The 19,205-nt window shown below is 45.8% G+C and carries 17 protein-coding genes; 1 reads left to right on the top strand and 16 read right to left on the bottom strand.

Annotation, left to right across the window (positions count from 1 at the left end; all coding sequences use genetic code 11):
• Positions 1–29: 29 nt before the first annotated feature.
• The 13 genes from A8709_RS25320 to A8709_RS25260 all read right to left on the bottom strand — a co-directional run bounded on the left by A8709_RS25320 (position 30) and on the right by A8709_RS25260 (position 13,069).
• Positions 30–1,088 (bottom strand): phosphate/phosphite/phosphonate ABC transporter substrate-binding protein, encoded by a 1,059-nt coding sequence (locus A8709_RS25320; protein ID WP_065856359.1) that lies wholly within the window; start codon positions 1,086–1,088, stop codon positions 30–32.
• Between the two features lie 83 nt (positions 1,089–1,171).
• Positions 1,172–1,900 (bottom strand): phosphonate C-P lyase system protein PhnL, encoded by a 729-nt coding sequence (locus tag A8709_RS25315; protein WP_065856357.1) that lies wholly within the window; start codon positions 1,898–1,900, stop codon positions 1,172–1,174.
• A gap of 13 nt (positions 1,901–1,913) precedes the next feature.
• Positions 1,914–3,095 (bottom strand): phosphonate metabolism protein PhnM, encoded by a 1,182-nt coding sequence (gene phnM, locus A8709_RS25310; protein ID WP_065856355.1) that lies wholly within the window; start codon positions 3,093–3,095, stop codon positions 1,914–1,916.
• A 27-nt stretch (positions 3,096–3,122) separates the two neighbouring features.
• Entirely contained in the window at positions 3,123–3,968 is an 846-nt protein-coding gene (locus A8709_RS25305; RefSeq protein ID WP_065856353.1) for an ATP-binding cassette domain-containing protein, read from the bottom strand.
• A 14-nt stretch (positions 3,969–3,982) separates the two neighbouring features.
• On the bottom strand, positions 3,983–4,825 hold the full coding sequence (locus A8709_RS25300) for an alpha-D-ribose 1-methylphosphonate 5-phosphate C-P-lyase PhnJ (RefSeq protein ID WP_065856351.1): 843 nt from the start codon (positions 4,823–4,825) through the stop codon (positions 3,983–3,985).
• Positions 4,826–4,830: 5 nt separating this feature from the next.
• Positions 4,831–5,952 (bottom strand): carbon-phosphorus lyase complex subunit PhnI, encoded by a 1,122-nt coding sequence (locus A8709_RS25295; protein ID WP_065856349.1) that lies wholly within the window; start codon positions 5,950–5,952, stop codon positions 4,831–4,833.
• Entirely contained in the window at positions 5,952–6,548 is a 597-nt protein-coding gene (gene phnH, locus A8709_RS25290) for a phosphonate C-P lyase system protein PhnH (protein ID WP_065856347.1), read from the bottom strand. The genes A8709_RS25295 and phnH overlap by 1 nt, the downstream gene beginning before the upstream one ends.
• A gap of 15 nt (positions 6,549–6,563) precedes the next feature.
• Complete coding sequence (phnG, locus tag A8709_RS25285) at positions 6,564–6,989, bottom strand: phosphonate C-P lyase system protein PhnG (protein WP_065856345.1); 426 nt, start codon at positions 6,987–6,989, stop codon at positions 6,564–6,566.
• Between the two features lie 91 nt (positions 6,990–7,080).
• Positions 7,081–7,782, bottom strand: coding sequence for a GntR family transcriptional regulator (locus A8709_RS25280; RefSeq protein WP_065856344.1), 702 nt, complete (start codon positions 7,780–7,782; stop codon positions 7,081–7,083).
• A 23-nt stretch (positions 7,783–7,805) separates the two neighbouring features.
• Positions 7,806–8,438 (bottom strand): DapH/DapD/GlmU-related protein, encoded by a 633-nt coding sequence (locus tag A8709_RS25275; protein WP_065856342.1) that lies wholly within the window; start codon positions 8,436–8,438, stop codon positions 7,806–7,808.
• Entirely contained in the window at positions 8,435–9,316 is an 882-nt protein-coding gene (locus A8709_RS25270) for a PHP domain-containing protein (protein ID WP_065856340.1), read from the bottom strand. The genes A8709_RS25275 and A8709_RS25270 overlap by 4 nt, the downstream gene beginning before the upstream one ends.
• 233 nt (positions 9,317–9,549) lie before the next feature.
• Complete coding sequence (locus tag A8709_RS25265; RefSeq protein ID WP_208607742.1) at positions 9,550–11,595, bottom strand: Tat pathway signal sequence domain protein; 2,046 nt, start codon at positions 11,593–11,595, stop codon at positions 9,550–9,552.
• Positions 11,596–11,611: 16 nt separating this feature from the next.
• Entirely contained in the window at positions 11,612–13,069 is a 1,458-nt protein-coding gene (locus A8709_RS25260; RefSeq protein ID WP_065856338.1) for an MFS transporter, read from the bottom strand.
• Between the two features lie 198 nt (positions 13,070–13,267).
• Here A8709_RS25260 and A8709_RS25255 point away from each other — a divergent pair, with 198 nt between their 5' ends.
• Positions 13,268–14,422, top strand: coding sequence for a helix-turn-helix domain-containing protein (locus A8709_RS25255; RefSeq protein ID WP_167357164.1), 1,155 nt, complete (start codon positions 13,268–13,270; stop codon positions 14,420–14,422).
• 70 nt (positions 14,423–14,492) lie between these two features.
• On the opposite strand, the gene A8709_RS25250 is transcribed toward A8709_RS25255, so the two are convergent.
• The 3 genes from A8709_RS25250 to A8709_RS25240 are packed head-to-tail and all read right to left on the bottom strand — an operon-like array spanning position 14,493 to position 19,008.
• Positions 14,493–16,322, bottom strand: a complete 1,830-nt coding sequence (locus tag A8709_RS25250; RefSeq protein ID WP_065857364.1) for a cache domain-containing sensor histidine kinase — start codon at positions 16,320–16,322, stop codon at positions 14,493–14,495.
• A 39-nt stretch (positions 16,323–16,361) separates the two neighbouring features.
• On the bottom strand, positions 16,362–17,867 hold the full coding sequence (locus A8709_RS25245; protein ID WP_065856334.1) for an extracellular solute-binding protein: 1,506 nt from the start codon (positions 17,865–17,867) through the stop codon (positions 16,362–16,364).
• A 37-nt stretch (positions 17,868–17,904) separates the two neighbouring features.
• Positions 17,905–19,008 carry an SGNH/GDSL hydrolase family protein gene (locus A8709_RS25240; protein WP_065856333.1) on the bottom strand — a complete coding sequence of 368 codons (1,104 nt, stop codon included), beginning with the start codon at positions 19,006–19,008 and terminating at the stop codon, positions 17,905–17,907.
• Positions 19,009–19,205 lie beyond the last annotated feature (197 nt).

The raw sequence follows: 19,205 nt of genomic DNA, 5'->3' as shown, positions 1-19,205 counted from the left end.
TCGTTGGGTAAATGAATAGACGAGCACTATTACTTGGATAGCTCTCTGACCGGGTTGAACCAGGCATCATCGACGGTTAGGAATTTCTCTTTACCTGTTTTTTGCTTGAACAAGCCTGTATCTTTAGAATCCTTAGGCAGAATAATCTTCGGATTGTTCGTCACAGCATCGGATGTGAAAACATCTTTCAATTTTTTCACGTCATCTGCACTAACTGTGTTTGTGTTGATTGCAAAGGGTGAGTTCAGAACCGGGGTAACCGAAATCAGTGAGAATTCTTTACCGATAAGTGTATTGAAGGGCTCAGCCGCACCTTGTTTTACCTTATAAACCGCTCCAGGCTTATTCGCTGTTCCTGAGGATAGCTCGACATAGTTGGATACACAGGTATCACAGAATGCTGCAACATCTGCTTTGCCAGTCAACAGGTTGACTGCCGCGCCCTGATGTGATCCGCCAAACAACACCTCATTGAAAAACTTGTCCTTGCCGCCTTGAACAAGGTCATCCACCGTCAGATTCTTGTATTTGTCCTTTTTGCTGAAATAGCTGACGATCCCTGTGGAAGGCACTTTGAATCCAGATGTCGAAGAATTGGACACGAAGGAGAATTTCTTGCCCACGATATTGTCGATCGAGAAGCTGCCTCCGCTCTTGTAAGCCTCTTCTTCGCCCTTTCTTACGTTAAGCCAACTGTAATAAACGGCATCATCCAGTGTTCCTGACTCACCGCTTGGTACCACTAACGGCTGTACCTTTTTATTCTTGGCATTCGCTTCAATGTAGCCTTGAGGTCCCATGTAAGCGATATCTGCACTACCGCTCGCTATCGCTTCAATCGCGATAATATAGTCTGTCGTTGTTTTATGCTCTACTTTTTTACCAGTTGCCTTTTCAATCACTTTGCCGAGCTCGTCACGGGCATCTTTCAAGTCTGCTCCGGATTCGTTCGGGTACCAGGCGATCGTGATCGTATCCTTGGTTTTGACGGGTGCAGCTGCCTGTTCAGCATCTCCAGCTTTCGATGCACATCCAGCGATTACAGCAGTAAGAGTTAATGAAATAACAAGTGCCAACACTTTCTTCATTTGACAATTCCCTCCCGATTTTCAAAGCGATTTTGGTGACAATCTTCGTAAAGCTTTTATATCAACGGACTGTAAGGACAGATTTAAATGGTTGTCAGGTTGGATTGCTTCTCTGCGACATGAAATCTGCCGTCCCTTATTTGATACTCCCGTGTGCACAAATTCTCCATGAATGCCAGATCATGAAAAATGCCTAACATCGTCGTGCCTTCTTTCATCAGCTGTTCGATGAGCACTTTCACTTTCAGTTTGGAGCCGTGATCTAGACTTGCTGTCGGCTCATCCAAAAGCAGCAATCTTGGCCGCTTGACCATCGCTCTTGCGATGTTTAGACGGAGCTTTTCGCCGCCTGAGAACGTGCCCGGATAGCTGTCCCACAGGCTTCGGTCCAATTCAAAATGCTCCAGCATGTTGACGGTTTCCTTCTCCGCATAGGCGACATCGTGGCCCATCTCGACAATGGCATGACGAACCAGTTCTCTGGCCGTCGTTCTCGGCATCACATTTAGGAATTGAGAAACATACCCGATTTCAAACTTTCGCAATTCGATGATCGTACGTTCCGGAGCTGTTACCAGATCGATACGTCCAAAGCGCTGCGACTGATACCAAATGCTTCCTGATTGAGGTAAATACGTCCGATAAATGCATCTCAATACCGTCGATTTACCGCTGCCGCTTTTCCCAGTAATACCTACAAACTCGCCTTCTTTCAGATGAAGGCTTACATCTTCAACCGCACTAATATGCTTATTCAAGTTGTGCAGTGTGAACGATTTGGACAACTGTTCGATTGACAAGAGGCTATCCATGCCATCACCTCCATTAGGTTCTATAATTCGTTTTCTGAATCAGCTTACCATCGACCATCACCGCTGTAATGACAGGGAAATCGTCCGGCTCAAGCCGTTCGATAATGAGAAGATCAGCCTTTTTGCCTTCCCTTATTGAGCCTAAATTATCATCCATATTGACAGCTTTCGCTGGATTTAACGTGACGAGCTTAAACATATCAACCAAGCTTTTATTGTACTGGCTGGCTAACTGAAAGACGGCATGAAGCATCGCAGCCGGATAGTAGTCGCTGCATAGAATATCGATGGAACCGTCTTGAACAGCTTCCGATGCGGACAGGTTTCCACTATGGGAGCCTCCCAATATAACGTTCGGCGCGCCTGCAATCGTGTAGAGGCCTTTCTCCTTCGCTTTGCGGGCAATCTCGAGTGTAATAGGGAATTCACTGATGGTTGTGCCGAAGCTTTTAACCAAATCCAGCTTCTCAACCGAATCGTCATCATGCGAAGCCACGGCAATGTTTCTGGCTTTGGCCATCTCTGCGATTTCACGCACAGCATCGATGGTCATTTTCGGTTTTGACTGGTGATTCGCGATGATGATCTCTACGTTCTCGTCCGTAACATCCTCATACCCGCGAATTGTCTTCTTGTACATTTCCAAATCCCTGTATTGCCCTTGACCTGGTGTATGGTCCATAAAGGAAAGAAGGTGAACCTTATCCTCATTGATGTATTGTTTCAAGCTTTCGATTTCGTCTAGATTATCAATCTCGAATCGGGCATGAAACCTATGACGAACCAAATGCATACTTGTGTGCGTTTGATCGATGAGATCCACTAGCTTGCGCACATTCTCAGGCTCACGAATCGGACGATATTTATAATCGACGGATTTGAAAATGGATAAGGAGTGGAACATGGTTGTAATCCCATGCCCGATCAATTCCTTCTCTGTTTCACGCAAGCTTAGACGGAAATCAATGAGCGAAGTCGGCCTTGGCGCTGTCATATGCTCAATATAATCGGAATGGATATCAATGAGTCCTGGGGTGACATATCCACCATTGGCATCCAAAATTTCAGTATTTGCCTCTGGGATAAACGATCCTTTTGGAACAATCTTGCTAATGCGATCCTGCTCAACAATAAGGTCGAAGCCCTCTAATAATGCTTCTTCCGTAATAATAATGCCGTTCGTTATTATATACATGAATGGATTCCTCCTGTTATTTCGCTGCTAAAGCATCGAATGTACGAGTTGTTGCGTATAAGCGTGCTGTGGGTCTTCGAGAATTTGATCCGTCAAGCCCTGTTCGACAATCTGACCATCAAGCATCACCATCGTACGGTCTGCGAGCATGCGGATGACGCCAAGATCATGAGACACCAGCACGATGCTAATATTCAGCTCCCTTTGCAGATGCTTAATCAAATCTAGAACATTCGCTTGCACAGATAAATCAAGTCCGGTTGTGACTTCATCTAACAACAGAATTGGTGGATTGTTCGACATCGCTTTTGCGATTTGTACACGCTGCTGCATGCCGCCTGAGAAGTTTTTCGGAGCTTCCTTCATTCGATGAAGCGGAATATGAACCTTTTCCAGCAGCTCGCTGCCACGTGATTCCATCGCCGCCACATGCCTGTTTCCAGCAGCAATCATCTTCTCCGCAATATTACCGATGGAGGAAAAGTCCATCCGAAGCCCCATTACTGGATTTTGGTACACTTTGCCCATAAGATGGTTACGGATATAGCGTTGCTGTTGCGACGATTCTTCAAATAAGTTGCTGCTCCCATCCTTATACGGGGTAAGAAATGCCTCGCCATTCGTTACTTCTTGATCAAAATAAAGACATCTCATCAGCGTTGACTTACCGCTTCCGCTTTCACCTACAATACCCAGGACTTCACCTGGATATAAGTCAAATGAAATCTGCTGGCAGGCATGCACCGTACCGCATGCTGTGCAATAATTTTTATCCAATTGGCGGGATCCCACTTCATTACATTGACGGCAGCCTGTGCCAAATTGCTTGTTTAATTGGTTCACACGTAAGATCGGGGCCGTTGATTCTCCCATTTCACTTCACCTCATTAAGAAGACTGCTGATTCATTCTGCTTAAACAATAGCTTGTATCGTTGCACTGATAGTAAATAACGTCTTCTTCCGTATCGTAGAGCTCATCCATAAACACATGTTGAGCACCGCACAGCTTGCAGCTTGTATCCGCGAAGGATTCCGGTTCAAACGGAACATCATCGAAAGCCAAGGAAATGACTTGGGTATATGGCGGAACGGCGTAAATCTTTTTTTCACGTCCCGCTCCAAGTAAAATTAAGGCTTCAGAGCTGTTCAATTTCGGATTGTCGAATTTCGGGATGGGACTAGGTGCCATGACATAGCGATCATGTACCATCACCGGATGGTCTGCGCCTGTGGAAACACTGCGGTATTTCATAATCTGTTCAAATAGCATCAGCCACGCTCCGCTATATTCCTTTTCGCCATGCAGTCGTTTCGTTTCCCGCTCACTGGATTCATACATGCGAAGCGGCTCGGGCATTGGAACCTGAAGAACGATTATTTGACCTGCGTTCAGAGGGATTTCGGGTACACGGTGGCGGGACTGAATTAGCGTCGCTTCCTCCGTATGATCCACTGTGACGACGCCGGTCGTCTTCGTAATCAGCTTCTTCATGCTGACTGCGTTCACGGATTCGTCGGAGCCTTGGTCAATCACCTTGAGCCGATCTAATTTCCCAATCAGGGATAGCGTTAATTGCAGTCCACCCGTTCCCCAACCGCGCCCAATGGGCATCTCACGGGAAGCGAATGGCACTTGATAACCTGGAATGGCAATAGCTTTCAGCGTTGCCCGTCTGATTTCTCGTTTGGAGCCTTCATCTAAAAAAGCGAAATTATATTGCATTTGCATAGGCGCTACTCCTTCTCAGCTTGCGCTGAATGGTTCTGCCTTGTTTTGCGTACATCGTTCAGCTTGGATTGGAACGTGACGTAGTGTGGCATTTTCAAGTGTGAGATAAATCCAGTGGCTTCCACCGAATCAATATGATACAGAACGAATTCTTCATTCTGCGTAGGTATGCTTTTATTTCCGCCTTCAAGGCTTTTATCCAAAATGCTCATGGCAATCGCCTTCGTTTCATTCTGCCCGAAACAAAGTCCGTAGCCGAATGCTAATTGAAGTTCTTTATGACCATTCTCCTTCTCCACAGTTGCTGGTACGAGCATTTCAACCTCGGAGACCTTGATTTCACCAATAAAGTACGCATCTTCTTCGTCTTGCGATGGTTGTAGCGGACTGTCTACATAGACGGGAATATGCCCTACGCGCAGTTCGCCAACCGTCGGGTGAACCATGCCGTAACCCCTGATGACAGCATAGGCTAGGGAAGTGACGGCTCCCGTTTGACCTCTGGTCAATATTTGCAATTTCTCACTACGACTGGCTGGGAACGTCAGACTTGTTCGTGTGACATCGTCAGGTTCAGTCGAATTGATGGGACACTCCGGAATTAATCCCTCTCTGCGAAGATAATCCAGTACTTTAGGCATGCGTTCTTCTGTCACCTGAATGTCATCCGTCTCGTGCTCGGTATTAAACGCCTGTAACCAGCTACTTACATGATCTTCCTTCTCATCCATGAGCTCGAAGTCTAACATGCGATGAGAGTAATCTGCAGAAGCCCCTAGAATCTGCCCGCCGGGAATATCCTTGAAGGAAGCCGAAATCCTTCTTTCGCAGCGCATCTTCTCCGGACGGACGGTTAAGGAGTAGTGCTTCCTTGGAAGCGTTGAGCGATAAGCCCGTAACAGAAACACAGCTTCTTCTGGGTTGCCTTCCGCCTGTTTAATAGCTAGCGCCGCTAACTGCTCGTTGTAAAAGCTGCTTTCCGACATAACTTGATCAATAAGCCCTCTCATTCCGGCTTCGATGGTATCCACGTCGAGAAATTTGCCGCTCTTAACTCTTTCGAACTGCATGCGCTTCAACGATTCTTCTATGGCATGTGTGCCACCCTTGACTGCTACATAACCCATTAGCTAACCTCCTCAACCAGAACCTGTGTGGTTCTCGGCAAAGCCAGAAGACGATGTGCTGCATCTACGAAAATGATGTCCAACCCTAGCGGATATTCACAATTCCGAGCTGCCCGAATATCCAGCCAAGCATCGTTGATAGTCACTTTGGCGTTAGATGAGGACTGAATGCCAGGTCCAGATAACCGCAGCTTCGTTCCGTTACTTAAACTCTCTGTCTCTATAATCAGCGTTGCGGAGAAATGTGGATCTTGCAGATCTCCGATTTTTGCAATTTCTAGCGCACGCGTCAGATCTTCTGATGGGGCATCGCCTAGCACAAAAATAAAATCAGCTTCGCTCGCATCCACTTCTCTGGCATAACTCATTTGCTTAAACACATGTGTCACTTGCGCTTTGCGTTCTGAGAATACTGTGAAAGATACTTCCGGATCTAGCAGCATCGCGGCCAAAACCTGCGTTGAAGGCAAGCAGCCTTGATCCATTCCTAACTTCCCCGCTTCTGCTGAGAGATCCGATACGGTTCCTGGTCTCGAGAGCGAATCGATCAATTTTCTATATGCACTTTGTATATCGTGAATGAGATCTAAACTCATGATGTGTCTCTCCTTTCAATCCGTGTCCATCGTTTCGAAATCGACTTTGGTCTGCAAGACTTTCGCATGATAAGCCGCACGTTCAGCAGCGATCTGATCACTTTCCCTTAGAAGGATGACCGTCCATTCTTTCGTCTCATTCAGATCAGCTGCATAGGCTGCATCGATGACAGCCAAGTCGTAGGCTTTATCCGGATCATCGCCTTTGACTATGCCGACACCAATGGCTCCTTCAATCTGAAGCTTGCATTCCGTCACAAGCACTTCGCCCAAATAAAACAGACTTTTCTGAGCTGTCTCTCTCACTTTGACCATGACCAATCCGTGATTCGGCTCTTCGATCACCGCAACGGGATACCGGCTCGTTATTTCACGTGATAAAGAACTGGCGATATCTGGCGAGCCATTTATGAGGATCTCTGTTCTTTGCTTACGTTTCATGCATGAACCTCCTTACTCTAGATGGTGTTGTTTCTCTTCGAAGTTCACTCTATCTTGTTGCCAGGCTAGCGGCTGTTAAGATTACGTAAATTTATATTTCATAGGAGAAGCAATCTCCACGATACATGATTTTACTGCATTCCAACGTATGTCCCGTTTTTCCGTCCATACATCCAGATTCGAGCACCAAGAGAGGAATGAGGCTGGAGCAAGCCAATAGATTTCTCTCGAACTTAGATGGGAACGTTACGCTTAAAATGGTCTGCTTAGACTGAAAGTCGCGATATCCCTTGCTTTTATAATAATGAAACATGGACGTCACATCTTTTCCCTCATACCGTATATCCGGGAACATAGCTGCCCTCACATAGGAGATGTGAATCGCAATCGGCTGTCCATTTACGATCCGCAGTCTCCCAATTTGATAGACGATGTCATGTTCGTCCGCTTGTAAGGTTTCGTAAATTTTATTATTAAACAGAATAGGTTCACAAAATATATTCTTAGATTGATAGCTATACCCCAAATCAACCATTTTTTGGCTAAAACTAACATTACCGGATAGCACGAGAGGAATACGCAGATTGCGATCCCGCACGAAGCTCCCTTTACCTTGCTGAGAATAGATATAACCTAGCTCCTGCAAGCGCTCGTAGGCTTTGCGTGCAGTGATTCTAGGGACTTTGAAGCGGTCGGCAAGCTCATTCTCAGAAGGCAATTTATCGTCAGACTCATACTTGCCCGATTGAATCGCAGTTGTAAGAAAGTCGATGATATCCATTTCTTCTGTCATGTCTATTACCTCCGAGGCTGCATTCAGCCGTATTTTTTGACGAAAGCATTCACATCGTTCAGTTCATGAAATCTTTCCTCTAACCATTCACGCGGCCAATCCCACCAAGCAATCTGCAGCAATGCCTCACAGATCTCTTTGGGAAAGCGGGCTTTGATCGGCCTCGCCGCCACACCAACCACGATTGTGTAGGGCTCTACATCTTTCGTGACAACAGCACCTGAGCCTACAACAGCGCCGGTTCCGATTTGGACACCTTTCATGACAATGGCTCCGTGCCCAATCCAAACATCATGGCCTATAGTCACACGGTTACCTCTGCGCCAGTCAAAAAATTCTGCATCATCTGTATCTGCGAAGCCGTATTCCGAGATGCGGTATGTCATATGATGCTGGGACACTCGGTCCATAGGATGATCAACCGGATTGATGCAAACATGAGAGGCAATCGACGTGAATTTGCCTATCTCTGCATAATTGATCGTCACATCGTCCATCGTATAACTGTAATCTCCTATGCTGGATTCAAGCATTCTATTGGTCGGTCCAATGGAGGTCCACTCCCCCGCAAAGCTGTTAAAAATCAAACTGCTTTCATGAATGCGCGGCTCGGCCGATAACGGTAAATGAGGATGTGTTTGATGAATGGATTTCATAGGGAGTAAGGCTCCTTTGGGCTGCGCTGTAACCCTTGTTTACGTGCCTGAATGAGCTGCACCGTGTCTAAACCTGGGCTTTTGCTGCCAAGGGCAACTACTTTTTCTCCATAAAAGCCATGAAAATCGGACCCGCCTGTCATCACCAACTTGTACATGTCGGCAAAATCTCGCGCTTTTACTTCATCTTCTGGCCCGTGCAGCGGATGCCACACTTCGATGCCTTGCAGACCCGCGTCAACCAGCTCTGGCACAGCCTCGAAACTCCGATACTGTCCCGGATGAGCGAGCACCGGCACGCCGCCTGCTTCTAGAATGGCACGAATCGCATCTCCTGCATCGACATATCTTGTGGGAATGTAAGCTATACCCTGTTGCTCGCCATTTTGACCGCGTGAGAACAATTCTTTATATAGATCTCCATAGATAGAGCTTGTATATCCCTCATCGATTAACGCATGCATAATGTGTTGTTTGTACACGCCGGTACCGCCTTCTGCATACTTCAGCACTTGCTCCCATGTGATCGCGTAGCCTGCTTCAATAAGTCGATCAACGGCAGTGCGGCACCCTTCATGACGCATCTCCAGCAGCGGACTGCATAACCTTTCCAGCGAAGCATGTCCAGGCTCTATATAATATCCAAGAATATGAATTCGTCGGTTCCGTCTAAAATCATAGGCAGAAATTTCAATGCCCGGAATGATGTCAATGCCTCGTTCTAACCCTTTGATAACCATCGAACTGAGATCTTGTGTCGTATCATGGTTCGTGATTGCCAGATGACTGACCTGTTCCTGAACAGCCAGATCCAGCACTTCTTCAAATGTATAAGAACCATCGGACAATCTTGTATGACAGTGTAATTCTACTTTCATAATTACCTCCAAAATGAATGGAATAGATTCAGTGCGGTAGAACACTATGGACTTAGTCTAACTTGATGCCAAGTTGCAAGGGTCAATGGAGTGTAATGATTACGTTAAGAGAATGTAAATTCTATGATTTGTCATTCAATGAGTCGTGTTGATATTTGAATCTACCTTGACTGCTACTACAACAAAGAAGAGGAGCAGCTGCAATCGCAACTGCTCCTCTTCCTTAAACATACTTATTTGACCACAACACGTACTCGGCCTATATTCAACACTTGCGTATATAAGTTATCGCTGTTTCCTTCTCGATTTGACGCCGCACGCAATACGGGAAAGTAGGTACCAGGTTTCGTAAACACATAGGTCGCTTCTATAATTGCTTCCGAACCCTCTTCGTTGACGTAACTGATGACCGCCTCGACAGGAAACGTAGCTTCCCCTTCGAAATCCCAATGTGCAGCTACGATCTTCCCCGTACTTGGCGGAGCTTCTACCTCAGCTTTGAATGAAACTGCTTGGCCTATGGAAATTTCAGCGCGTTCACTGCCGCCGACCTTCAAGGAAATGATGGGCTGAATGCCCTTGCGTTCAGCAGCACTGCTCGGTACCACAACCTGACCATCCACAACTTCGTAACTAGTGCTGGCTGGTGGGGTTATCCCTCTTTCTACCCACGCGCTCAGATCGCGAAGCGCCTGATGGAGAGCCGGGATATAGCTTACGATATGAAGTCCATCCAGCGAATTGTTTGAACTGTTATCCACGTGCAAGGCATGATCCACGAACCAAAGTCTAAACTGGTCATCTAATGCATCACCAAGCGCCTCTTTCACTTTGGTACGATACCAGTCGGCTTGCCAAGGGAATGCGCTCTCGTCCATCAACGTCTGAACAACAATCATCTTCCCTTCATAACGCCCGCTTTGAATCGAGCCTGCTCCTCCGTTAGCAATGATAGGGCCAACTAAGAAAGCCCGTTGCGGATACAATGGCTCGCCGTTGTCATCCCGAAACTGATCCCATACCTGATAATCACGGGTCGGAACCTGATGCCGATGATAGGTTTGGATAGCAAGATAATCCGAGTTATCCAGTAGGATTTCATCACCTGGCTTAATTTTACCCAAACTTTGAGCAGATGGGAAAAAACCAAAGGCAGATCCAATCGTAACGATGTCCCCGTTTAGTTGACCTAAAGGAATTTTCTCACCTGCGGCCTCACCACTCATAACGTGGATAAAAGCACCATCCACATATACTTCACCTGTTGGTACGCTATCTAAGCGGAAGGAAGGTACATTCCCTTCAGTTTCCGTCAGCATTTTCCAAGCTTCGTCTACGCCCATATTCACCGATTTATCATGTGCAGCTCCTTGTTTCTGCGGTCGTATAACCTCCGTGATCACGCTCTTGAATCTAAGTCGCGCTCGCGCTGCTGAACTTTCCGGGTCGGTACCAAGATAGCCAGGAAGCTTCCAAAAATCCTCGAAAAAGGTCGTATCCATCTGCATGACAGCAGGTGCGAGTACGGTTAGCGCGCCATCGCCGATTTCTTTGTAAGCAAACCACGCCTTCGGCGGGAATCCTAGTCTGGTCACTTCTTCAAGCGCATTCCGCTCTTCCTCATTCAATCCAGCATACATGTCCCCGCTTCCACCGGGCTCCAGCGCGTCAATGATCGCAGGAAACTTATCCTTGAGAATCCGCATAGCGTGTACGCGAGCCGTAAATACATTAGGAATAGCCATAGGCGTTCCAATCACAAAGGGTACCGCGCCGTCCCATACGCCTGTCGTGTTCTCCATGAAGCTTATTGTCTTATATCCACCGCCGCTCCCACCGTAGATATAACCGTAAGGGCGATGCGGACCGTATAACTCCGCTGCCTTTACCCGCGAATATTGGGCTACAGCAGCACTAGCGCGATAAACGAGCGTAGCGTCAGGGGACATTCCGCCCATATTCGTTTCTACCAAATAGGCGCCGTTAGAAATGGCAAAGCCAATTTTGTTATCCACGCCCTCGGTCTGGCTTTGAGCAGCATTTTCACTTCCTTGTACAGGGTAGACAGGTTGAAAAAAGCGTCCCTCATATCCCTCTTTAGATGGGAAATAAAACGAAAATTTCGTGTCGTTCCCTTCGAAACCACCGTGAATATACCGATGGCGCTCAGGCTCATTTCGCCACTCATCAACGTCCACATATGGTTGTTGGAACTGAGCGTCATGTAACCCATTACAGCGGGCTTGTGCATTTTCATTATTAGTTTCTTGCATGGACATAGATGTTCCTCCAGATTCAAATTGTGACCTTCTTATCGTGCATCTCTTCTATCCAAAGAATGGGATCGTCAACATTGGCTTCCTTCCTTCTAGCTTCCAGGTCCCTTGCGATTTGGACTTGTTTTTCTTCGGTCAGATCGAACCAAATCACCGATATGCAAAGCGCTCCAAATAGTGCAGGGAGGACACCGATAATTAACCTTAGTCCGAATAACGTTGAACTGCTTTGCTCTATGCCAGGCACATATCCGATTAAGCTTAGTGCACCAGCGGCAATCGCACCTGAAAGTGCCGTGGCAAGCGTTTGGACAAACCCATTAAAGGAGCTCATAAATCCATTCAGCTTTAGTCCCGTCTTCCATTCGGTATAATCGATTGCAGCCGGCATCATAGCCCCTTGTGCAGGGCTACCAAATCCGCCAACGACACAAGTAATTACCGTTATAACGATATGAATGATGAGCCCTGTCTGATTGGCTGGAATGAATAACATAATGGGACATGTAACCAAATTAACGAATACACCGGCCAAAACGGTTGTTTTTAACCCAAAACGCTTAATAATCGGTTGACTGAAGGCTACACCAATCAGCGTTGGAATCAACGAAACGATTCCCATAATGGCCATTAAACTTTCATTTCCGAAAAAGTATTTATAAAAGTGGATTTGGACACCCGCCCGAATTCCTGCAGATAAGGCATTTCCGAACAAAAACACATAGACAATGACAGCCGCTTTATTGGTAAAGGTAGCTCCTATCATTTGTTTGACGGAAGGTTTCTTCTCTTCATTCTTAGTTTCTACTACGTATCTTTCCTTCACTTTCATCCATTGAAAAATGGCGACTACGATCGTAATGACAGCTGCCACTGCCATAAACAAAGAGAAACCTTTCGCATCATTTCCTCCGCCTAAAGCTTTGTAGATAGGAACTGTACCAACTTGGACGATTACTGCTCCAACAAGTATAAAAAGAAAGCTTAATTGACCAATTGATATTCTTTCGTCAACTCTTTTCGTAACAGTCGGTATGGCTGCATTGCCTGGTATCGTGATAATCGAGGAGAAAATACTGTAAATCGTATAGGTGACAACGGCATAGACTAGCTTCCCTGTTGAACTTAAATCAGGCACGGTGAATGTTAACCATCCGAAAATACCAAAAGGGACGCCTAAAATAATAAACCAGGGGGTGTATTTCCCCCACGGGGTAGTGATCTTATCCATCATCGCTCCAAAAAATGGCGCAGCTACAGCATCAACGATACGAACAACTAGAAATAATCCGGCAATGAACGCTGGATTAATTTTCATAAAGTCCGTGTAGAAAAATAACAAATAAACCTGAATAATTTGGTAATGAATCGTATTCGGAGCGTTCCCGATAACCAGGGCAAATTTCTCACTTAATTTGAGTTTTGAATCTTCATTCTCATTGGCGGCCAGTTGCGATACCCCCTCCATAGATGTCATGCTATCCCCCCAGTGAATTCTACGTGTAAGCACTTACAACTGCATTATGCCATACATCCTCATCAAAATATGGTATGATATGTAGAAAATTTGTACAGAATTGAGACGACTATGATGTCCACTATGAGTGATTTCCCCCATTTGTCTTATTTATGTAAGTTGGTTCATGAAAGTATACAACTTCCGGTTTTCTGCAGGATGGATTCGGACTTACAAGAGGAATCGATCTGGATGACCGGGATGGCCAATCATCCGATCTATTCGGATCCATACGAGCTCTTTCGTTCTGTGGTCAGACAAGAAAAGGACCAGCAGGGTCCGGTTCTTCATGAAACCAACTTCATGGAGCAGTTCATCCTTGTGCCAGTAAACCGTAACGGTCATCGTCAGGCCGTCATCATGATCGGACCAACCACGCATCAAAAACTAAATGATCCGCTGTGTACCACACTTTTAAACGATTATGGCATTCCAAACGAAGAGCGTTCAAAATGGCTGGTATATTGGCGCAACCTTCCTTTTATGAATCGTCTCCAATTCCTTCACATCTGTGTGTCAACAAACTGGATGATCAATCAGGAAGTTCTGGAAATTACGGACGTTTTCCAATCTAGCTTGAAATATGGGGTGGCTCATCAACAGAAAGAGAACGAGCTTGCGCTTGCAGAACGCCGAGAGTTCTCTATCTTTCATGAGGGCATGGAGGATGCTAATCACATGATGGCTCTAATCAGTAATGGGGATAAAACCGAATTAATGCGCATGTTAGCCAATGTTACGAACGACACCAGCCACACAGAGGGGCAGTCCAAAAGAAGCTACATTCGAAGCATCAAAAATCTAGCGATTGGTGGAATTGCACTAAGCAGTCATGCTGCCGTAGAAGGAGGATTGAATGAGGAATTAGCCTCTACACTCAGCGAATTGCACATTCAGCACATCGAAGAATTAAATGAATTAGCGTTGATCCAAGCAGCCGCGTTCGGAGCCATTGTAGATTTCGTAGATCGCGTTGACCAGGTACGTAAAAATAGATCTTCCAAACCGGTACAAATCTGCAAAGAATATATCTATCTTCATCTGTTCGAAGAAATACCGCTACAGCAGCTTGCTGTATTGTCAGGACTCAACGCAAGTTATTTATCCCAATTGTTCAAAAAAGAAACCGGATTGTCCTTAACGAATTACATCCAGAAAGAAAGAATCGAAGAGTCAAAGAAGTTGCTCGACCATACGAATGACTCGATTTCAACCATTTGTGCAAGACTAACTTTCTATGATCAAGCCCATTTCGTGAAGGTATTCAAGAAACATGCGGGGGTAACTCCAAAACAATATAGAAACCGTAGTTGATGAGTTGGTGATATCAGAAAGGGAGTAAATAGAACAGACCCATGCACACTGCATGGGCCTCAAACCTACGTTACTTCCCCTTCTCCGCAAGTGCTGCTTCACACATCTCAATCGGCAAACGGAGCGTGATCCGAGTCCCCATGTGATAACCACTCTCGAAAAGAAATTGTGCATCCTGTCCATAGTACATTTTCATACGCATAACAACATTACGCAGGCCGAACAGATCCTTCTCTTTTTTAAAATCCGTAGAAAACCCTTCATTCGCTAGCAGCGAAGCTTCTTCCAACTTACTGCAAATGTAATGGAGCTTCTCGTCACTTACACCTACCCCATTATCAGACACTTCAATGACAAGCTGCGGTCCATCTAGATACGTAGTAATGGCGAGTTCCCCGCCTGTACTCTGTTTCTCCAAGCCGTGCAGCACCGCATTTTCCACCAATGGCTGCAGCAGAAGCTTCAGCACATGGTAGTGTGCGCTTTCCTCAGCAATGTCGTAGCGTACCGTAAAATGATCCAAAAATCGCAGCTGCTGCACCTTGATATAATATTTCAGATGCTCGATCGTCTCTTTTACCGAGAACGTTTCATTTCCTTTGTTCAGGCTCAGCCTAAAAAATTTCGACAGATTCAACACCATTTCACTGATTTCATCGGCTTCATAGTTTTTAGCTGTCCAGTAGATGGAATCCAATGTATTGTAAAGGAAATGCGGATTAATTTGAGATTGCAAAAATTTCAATTCCATTTTGGATAACAGGAGCTGTTTCTCGTAGTGATCGCGTATCAATGTTTTCTGGTTTTCAGCCATTCGATTGAAGGATTCGATCACATAGCCAAGTTCATCCACGCGCGTATCTTCCAGTTGTATCGTGAAATTACCTGTACGAAGCTGCTTCATACCATAGGCCAGTTTCCGCAGCGGGGCAGATATGCCTCGATAAATGATCCAGGATGTCCAAATCGCGAGTAGAATGCTAACAACCAAGATCCCATAGGAAAATATTTTCAACGAGTCTGTATGTTGTCGTATTTCCCACAAAGGCTGCTCCATCATCAGCGACCAACCGGATAATTTCGACTTTACGCTGATGTTCACCATCTCCGTACCTGTCTGCGGGGACATCCTTATCGTCCTTACCTTTTCCGCGTTGCCCCAATCTTGGGACTTCACACTGCCGCCTGTGCCGGCAATCGATCTCCCATCATTATCAAACAAATAGATGTTGGCATTAGGTGAGGGTAAGAGTGGCTTAGCCAACTCGATTAGCGCACTCTTTTTAACGGAAAGTACGAGTAAATTAGGATTAATCAGCGTACGGTTGTAAGGGTCCATCGTTCGTATCAGATGAACACTGTCCGCATCGAAGTACGATTCACCATCCTGCGGTGTAAAAAAAATCGTCCCCCCGTTAGCCTCCATTAAACGTTGATACCATTCCTGCTTCTCAGCTCCCTCGGGCAGCTTGCCTCCGCCGAACTTCGTAGAAATGACTGTACGCGAAGGCATATGAATGATTGAAATTTGATCCACGATCAAATTAACGGTCGTCATGCTTGTGATCTGATCCATCACTTGAGCAAAGTGAACGAACGACTGCTTTTCCGGCTCCTGTCCGACAGATTGCAGCGTTGTATTCATGTTCGAATCAAACGCAATCAAGGAGGAAAGCTGTTCAATGTTTTGCAGGGTTAGATCAAGATAGTCAGTCATTGTATGCAAAGCACCCTGAGTTCGTTCTCCCGTTTGCACTTCCAGTATGGATTGCGATTTGGCAATGGCAAACAGACTAAAGCCAGCCAGCGGAAGTAAAATGATTAAGAAATACCAGGTTAGCCGGACTTGAATGTAGCCAGCCAGCAATTTGCGAATTTTGGGTAGGGTCCTTTTGAGCATGCCGGTATTCCCTCCATCTGATTTCCAGCCAAACTCCACTTATTTTTTGCTATCTCGCCACCACTCATTTACTTCTCCAGAGATTTCATCACCGCCGGATTCCTTCCACTTTTTCACAAATGTATCGAACTCTTCAATCGGGCTCAATCCCGTTATAATACGCGTAAACGTATCTTCTTGCAGCTTTGATAGTTTGATTTGATGCTTACCCATCGCGGGTGTTGGCGGTCCATTGAACTGATCAATCATCAGATTATTTTCGATTTGCTGCAAGTTGTCATAGAGATGAAACTGCTCGCCAAGTGCTTGCAGTCGATCCTGGGTTACGTTTCGATCGGCCATATCCGCCAACGCACCATAAATACCGCGATAGCCTTGCTTCGTATGCTGATCAAAACGAATGGACAGCTTTCCGTTCTCCCGTGTCCAGACTTCATTTTCAAAACCGAGCTTTAGGCTGATTTGACCTGGCCCAGCAATAAAGTCCAAAAACTTGACGACTTCCTCGGCTTTCTGGCTCTTAACAGGTACGACATTATAGGAGCGAACGATAGACGTGCTATAAACGCCATGCTTACCGCCAGGTCCGGTCGGAAAATCAAGTGGAATCCAGACTGCGTTAGGGTCCTTTTTAATATTTTCTGCGATGTGCGAGCGTGTATCGGACCATGCTGCTGAGAACAGCCCTACCTGTCCGTTAACAATTTTTTGACCTAGCACATCGATTTTATTCAATGGAAATTCCGGGTCTAAAAGGTCTTCATCATACAAATTTCGAAAAAATAAAAGTGCTTCTTTCATTTCAGGCAAAATCCCCGAATACACCAGCTTGCCATCCCGTTCATACCATGCATTCATTTGTACGCCGAAGGCACCTAGAAATGGCGAAGTCCTTCGCAGCCTCTCCAAAATGGAGAGACCATAAGTATCCTTTTTCCCATTACCATCCGGGTCTCTCTCCGTAAAAGCCTTGATCACTTCTTTGTACTCATCGATGGTTTTGGGAGGCTTCAGTCCTAGCTTATCCAGCCAATCTTTACGGGCATAGACGATTTCAGTTCCCTTCACTTCATTTAAACTAGGAATTGCGTAAATTTTACCATTTACTGTAACGTTATCCCAAGCTTCCTTGGGAATTTTGCTTTTCAAGTTGGCGCCATATTTCTCGATATCGTCATTTAAGGGTGTAAGCGCCTTCTGATTTACAAAATTAATAAACCAAGATGGATCACTTGTACTCAGCAAATCGGGAGGCTCGCCAGATGCCATAATGACATTTAACTTTTCATCATAGCCATTTAATGGCGGGAGTGTCACATTCACCTGCACGCCGATCTTCTTCTCCATATAATCAAGGTAGGGATTGTGATTCTCATCCATCCCATCCGGAAAATTCATGCCAAGGCTGTTCGCGACAATTCGAATGCTTGGTTTAGCAGCTGCAACGGACTGCGCGTCCTTGGTATTGGCCAAATTGGGGACGCTGCAGCCAGTCGTCGAACAGCTTACGAGTAGAAGTATGACTGCCATTTTCTTGCTTTTCATTCATCCACCGCCTCTTTCAGCCTCACCATGTCGCTACTCATTCGGGCAAAATTTTCTTCAGCACGGGGGTTAACCCATCTGCCATCCGCATAAAACCAAGATCAGTTGGATGTACACCATCCACGGTGCATTCGTGCGCATTCTCACCTAGTAAATCAGAACCATCATGGAAATAAATATTTACGTCGCCTAATTCCCGCAGCTGATTAACGGTTTGCATTTGAAATTGTTTGCGATCCATTTTGTCCTGCATCAGTTGCGCCTCAAACTTGTCCTTCGCATACGTAATGCGCGAAATCACTAAAATGGGTATCTCTGCATGTTTTTCGCGGAAGATTCGAATAAATTCCGGTAGTGTCTTTTGCAATTGTTCTGTGGAAACACAGTTGGCCTCATAATCCAAGACAAGGCACGCTGGATCTGGAATTTCGGATAGTATGTGCGCAAGCTCAGGCTCTCCTTTGCCATTGCCGGAGAAACCTAAGTTAAGGAACTCTTGATGTATTCGCCGAGATAGGATATTCGGATAGGCCATGCCTGGACGGGTTGCACAGCCGCCCTGCGTAATAGAAGTACCATAAATAAGCACCTTTCGGTTACTAGTATAAGTTGCTGGTGCAGCGATGTGCCCTATTGGATCTATTCCAACCCATACTTCCTCAACACCTTGGTAAAGCGGGAAATTCAAAGTAATAACTCGGCTCTCTCGCTCCATATTCTGATAAAACACACTTTCATACTCGGTTTGAGTATGATCATACCGGGATGTTCCAACATAGTGCTGCTCCCCTGGCTCTCCAATATAACAGTCAAACCCACACTGACCCGTGGCTGGCATATGATACATATTCGCAGTTCCTGACAACTTCACTTTAACCGCCAAGGAAGCCGCATTCGTTGTAAAACGGATTTGACCGCCTGCTGTGCAATTCGCCAAGTTATTGACCGCCTCAGGCAGCTGCCATTCTGGTTTGGCAGGCAATCGGCGGTACAGTTGCTCGTCTTGCAGCCAGCCAAAACCTGCAATATGAAATGGCTGCTCCAGAGGTGAATACCAACGAAAGGCAGGGTCGTCGATCTTCTGAATCTGCATGTTCGTGTCCAACTCCAAGGCATTAACGGATTGTTTGCGTTTGGTCATTTGATTATCCCCTTTATGATCAACTTTATATTGAACTGCCTATTTGCCACGTGATCTTGCATCTTTATCCTTCTTCGCTTTCGATGAAGCAATCCCTCTTTTCCACGCCTAATGGGTTATTAAAGTACCAAAAGAAGTCATGGTCCTCCGCTGTGACTCCGATCCCGCTGTAATACAATTAGGTTAACCTGTGAAGG

Source organism: Paenibacillus pectinilyticus, from assembly GCF_001700435.1.
Taxonomy (GTDB): Bacteria; Bacillota; Bacilli; order Paenibacillales; family NBRC-103111; genus Paenibacillus_E; species Paenibacillus_E pectinilyticus.
Note: the sequence above shows the minus strand (reverse complement) of the source record. Positions and strands in the feature narration are given on the sequence as shown.

Excerpts from the sequence above, each read along its gene's own strand:
- A8709_RS25270 (WP_065856340.1), bottom strand. The coding sequence starts at position 9,316 with ATGAAAGTAGAATTACACTGTCATACAAGATTGTCCGATGGTTCTTAT.
- A8709_RS25250 (WP_065857364.1), bottom strand. The coding sequence starts at position 16,322 with ATGCTCAAAAGGACCCTACCCAAAATTCGCAAATTGCTGGCTGGCTAC.
- phnG (WP_065856345.1), bottom strand. The coding sequence starts at position 6,989 with ATGAAACGTAAGCAAAGAACAGAGATCCTCATAAATGGCTCGCCAGAT.
- A8709_RS25265 (WP_208607742.1), bottom strand. The coding sequence starts at position 11,595 with ATGTCCATGCAAGAAACTAATAATGAAAATGCACAAGCCCGCTGTAAT.
- A8709_RS25280 (WP_065856344.1), bottom strand. The coding sequence starts at position 7,782 with ATGACAGAAGAAATGGATATCATCGACTTTCTTACAACTGCGATTCAA.
- A8709_RS25315 (WP_065856357.1), bottom strand. The coding sequence starts at position 1,900 with ATGGATAGCCTCTTGTCAATCGAACAGTTGTCCAAATCGTTCACACTG.
- A8709_RS25245 (WP_065856334.1), bottom strand. The coding sequence starts at position 17,867 with ATGAAAAGCAAGAAAATGGCAGTCATACTTCTACTCGTAAGCTGTTCG.
- A8709_RS25240 (WP_065856333.1), bottom strand. The coding sequence starts at position 19,008 with ATGACCAAACGCAAACAATCCGTTAATGCCTTGGAGTTGGACACGAAC.
- A8709_RS25305 (WP_065856353.1), bottom strand. The coding sequence starts at position 3,968 with ATGGGAGAATCAACGGCCCCGATCTTACGTGTGAACCAATTAAACAAG.
- A8709_RS25275 (WP_065856342.1), bottom strand. The coding sequence starts at position 8,438 with ATGAAATCCATTCATCAAACACATCCTCATTTACCGTTATCGGCCGAG.
- A8709_RS25295 (WP_065856349.1), bottom strand. The coding sequence starts at position 5,952 with ATGGGTTATGTAGCAGTCAAGGGTGGCACACATGCCATAGAAGAATCG.
- phnM (WP_065856355.1), bottom strand. The coding sequence starts at position 3,095 with ATGTATATAATAACGAACGGCATTATTATTACGGAAGAAGCATTATTA.
- A8709_RS25255 (WP_167357164.1), top strand. The coding sequence starts at position 13,268 with ATGGATTCGGACTTACAAGAGGAATCGATCTGGATGACCGGGATGGCC.
- phnH (WP_065856347.1), bottom strand. The coding sequence starts at position 6,548 with ATGAGTTTAGATCTCATTCACGATATACAAAGTGCATATAGAAAATTG.
- A8709_RS25300 (WP_065856351.1), bottom strand. The coding sequence starts at position 4,825 with ATGCAAATGCAATATAATTTCGCTTTTTTAGATGAAGGCTCCAAACGA.
- A8709_RS25320 (WP_065856359.1), bottom strand. The coding sequence starts at position 1,088 with ATGAAGAAAGTGTTGGCACTTGTTATTTCATTAACTCTTACTGCTGTA.
- A8709_RS25260 (WP_065856338.1), bottom strand. The coding sequence starts at position 13,069 with ATGACATCTATGGAGGGGGTATCGCAACTGGCCGCCAATGAGAATGAA.